Source organism: Streptomyces sp. NPDC054840 (assembly GCF_053611065.1).
The window spans coordinates 1-3,250 of sequence record NZ_JBSGZP010000764.1 but is presented as its reverse complement, the minus strand read 5'-3'; the positions used below and the strand labels follow the sequence as shown (position 1 = coordinate 3,250).

The 3,250-nt window shown below is 75.7% G+C and carries 3 protein-coding genes and 1 pseudogene; all 4 read left to right on the top strand.

The genetic code is table 11. The annotated features are described in order from the left end of the window. On the top strand, positions 1-961 hold a 961-nt coding region (locus tag ACWGIU_RS33635), incomplete at its 5' end, for a GTPase-associated protein 1-related protein (protein ID WP_453711896.1). A gap of 248 nt (positions 962-1,209) precedes the next feature. Beyond that, complete coding sequence (locus ACWGIU_RS33630) at positions 1,210-2,232, top strand: 3-oxoacyl-ACP synthase III family protein (protein WP_453711895.1); 1,023 nt, start codon at positions 1,210-1,212, stop codon at positions 2,230-2,232. Continuing rightward, positions 2,229-2,984 carry a glycosyltransferase family 2 protein gene (locus tag ACWGIU_RS33625; protein WP_453711894.1) on the top strand — a complete coding sequence of 252 codons (756 nt, stop codon included), beginning with the start codon at positions 2,229-2,231 and terminating at the stop codon, positions 2,982-2,984. The genes ACWGIU_RS33630 and ACWGIU_RS33625 overlap by 4 nt, the downstream gene beginning before the upstream one ends. 95 nt (positions 2,985-3,079) lie before the next feature. Continuing rightward, a pseudogene (locus tag ACWGIU_RS33620) lies at positions 3,080-3,250 on the top strand (trehalose-phosphatase); the annotation flags it as partial.

Genomic DNA, 3,250 nt, shown 5'->3' with positions numbered 1-3,250 from the left:
GGGGCTGTTCGAGCGCACCGCGCTGCGGCCGTCCGCGGCCGACGCGCGACCACACCTGCGGATGTGCGCCGCTGCCGCGGCGGTGCCCGCGGCAGCCGTCCAGGACCGGGTCGGGGCGCTGAACGCCCTGCTGGCCCGGTCGGGCGTCCCGCTGTACGCGGAGCCGCTGGTGCTGCGTACCGCGATGCGGCTGGTGTGGGACGGGGATCCGCCGGGTGCGGGCGAGGCCGGGCCGGTGCTGATGGCGGCCGGGGCGCAGGTCCACCGGGAGGCCGGGACCTGGGAGTTGCTCGTGCGGGCGGCCGTGCGGGCCCCGGCCGGGGACGCCGAGGCGGCGGAGCTGGCTCCGGAGCTCCTCGGGCAGTTCCAGGAGGAGATCCCGGCCCGGCTGCGGCCGTCGCTGCTGCTGCTGGAGCTCACCCGGAACCTGCGGTCGGGCCCGGCGGGCGGGGGCTGGGTCCGCCAGGTGCTGGACCTTCGGTCGATGGATCCGGAGCCGGGCCCGCGGGAGAGCGCGTACGCGGCCCTGTGCGAGCGGCTGCTGGCCGGGGACCGGCCGGACAGCGAGCTGCGGGCGCTGATCGAGAGCAACGACGCCGAGTTGCTGGCCGCCTACCGGGCAGCGGCGCGCACACCGGCGGTCCACGACCGGCTGCGGCTGGATCCGGGCTATGCCGCGGACTGCTTCACGGTGTGGGCCTCCCAGCCGCAGGCCGGCCCGGCCTGGCAGGAGGCCCGTACGGACCTGCTCGACGGGGTGCTGCGGCCGGCCGTCCGGAGCCTCACTCCTGCCCAACTGGCCGAGGTGGAACAGTCGCTGGCCCGGACGGGTGGGCGCTGGGCGGACGAGTTCCGCGGCTGGCAGCGGCCGGGTGCCTTCGGCCGCCTGCGCGAACGCTTCGCGAGGCGCCGCTCCGGCTGCGCCGGGGGAAGCGGCACGGCCGGTGGGGACGGGGTCTGACGTGGCGGACCGGCGCTGATCGCGCGGATCCTCGGCGCCCTCACCGGGGTGGTCGGCCTCGCCGTGTGCCTGGGGGACGGGCTGTGGCGGTTCCTGGCTCCGGCCCTCTCGGCAGCCTGGGCCGCCGGCCCGCGCGGCCGACGCTCCGCAAGCCCGCGCGCCGTACTCAGGCGGCCCGTGCGGCGCGTGGCACCGAACTGAGCATCCGTACTCAGGCCCGGGCGCGGCCGGCTTGTCATCGTGTGTGCATGTTCATTCAGCCATGTGATCCGCTGCCGCGCGTCGGGATAACCGCCGTCGGCAGCCTGCTGCCCGACGAGGTGCTGTCCTCCGACGCACTCCAGCGGGAGGTGGCGCGCCGCAGTGGCCTGACGCTGCCGCCGAGGCTGCTGACTCAGGCAACCGGGATCGTCTCCCGCCGGGTCGCGGGCGAGGGTGTGTACGCCTCCACCCTCGCGGTGGGCGCCGCCCGACGGGCCCTGGCCGCCGCCGGACTCGGCCCGCTCGACGTCGACCTGCTGCTGTTCGCGTCCGCCTCGCGCGACCTGGTCGAGCCGGCCACCGCCCATATCGTGCAGGCGGAACTGGGCTCGCGGGCCCACGCCCTGGACGTCACCAACGCCTGCAACAGCTTCGTCAACGGGATCGACCTCGCCCGCTCCATGATCCTCGCCGGCCGGGCGCGACGGGCCCTGGTGGTCACCGGCGAGACGCCGAGCCGGGCGGTGCGCCGGGATCCGGCCGATCTCGCGGAGCTGCGCGACGGATTCGCCGGATACACCTTCGGCGACGCGGGGGCGGCCGTGGTCGTGGAGGCCGTCGAGCGCGGCGGGATCATCGACGTGGACACCGAGACCCACTCGGAGCACTGGGAGGTCGGGGGCATCCCGGGCGGCGGGTCACGGCACCCGCGCGGGGATGCGTACACCTACTTCCGCGGCGACGGACACGAGCTGCGAGGTGTCTTCGAGAAGGTGGGCACCGCCGTCATCGACCGGACGCTGCACCGCACGGGGATGGAGTGGGACGGTTTCGCCAAGGTGCTGGTGCACCAGGTCACGATGCCGTACTTGGAGCGGTTCGCGGAACTGACCGGGGTGCCCGCCGGGAAGCTGGTGGTGACGGTGCCCGAGCTCGGCAATGTCGCGAGCGCGAGCATCGGGCTCCAGCTGGACCGGGTGTACGACGAACTGGCGCCAGGAGACAGGGTGTTGTTCGTCGGTCTGGGCGGCGGCATCAGCATCATGACGATGGTCTGGGAGAAGTCGTGACGGCCGCCGCCCCGCCGATGTGGGTGGTCGTGCCGGCGCACGAGGAGGAGGCCCGGCTGGCCGACACCCTGCGGGCGCTCGCCGCGCAGCGGGACCGGGACTTCACGCTGCTGGTCGTCGACAACGCCTCGACGGACGGCACGGGCGCCGTGGCCCGTGCGTTCGCGGCCGGAGCGCCCTTCCCGGTGGAGGTGATCGAGGAGCCGGAGAAGGGGGTGGGCTCCGCCGTGGACACCGGCCTCCGGTACGCGATCGGCCGCGGCGCGGCCCTGCTCGCCCGGACCGACGCCGACTGCCTGCCCCGGCCCGGCTGGACCGGCGCCGCCCGCGGCGCGCTGATCCGCAGCCCCGGGCTGGTGTGCGGGCGGATCGTGGCCCGCCGCGACGAGCACGGCCCGCTGGGCCGGGCCGGGTTCGGCGCGCTGGTGGCCCTCGCCGCGCTCTTCGGCCGGCTGCGGCCCGAGCACGCCCGGCGGCGCGGCTACCGGGCTCCGTACCGCATGCACGCCGGGAACAACATGGCCATCACCGCCGATCTGTACCTGACCGTCGGGGGCATGCCCCGGCGCCCCTCGCCGACCGACCGGCTCTTCCTCAACGCCGTACGCCGTCACACCGACCGGATCACGCACTGCCGGGGGATGGTCGTGGAGAACTCGACGCGGCGCCTGCGGGCCTACGGGCTCGCCGGCACCGCCCGCTGGTACCTCGACCAGGGCAGCGGCACGCACGGAACGGACGACCCCCGCTGATGCTGGATCACCTCGACCACGCGCTGCGCAGCCGCCCCGAGCGGCCCGCCGTGCTCACCGCCACCCGTACCGGCGCGCCCCGGGTGCGGGCCACCCGCGGCGAACTCGCCGAGCTGGCCGCGCGCCACGGGCTGATGGTCGAGCCGGGCCGGGCCGTACTGGAACTGCGGCCGCCGGGCACGGACAAGGGGGTCGCCCTGACGGAGTTCCTCGCGGAGACCGGCGCGGAGGCGGTCCTGTACGCGGGGGACGACCTGGGGGACCTC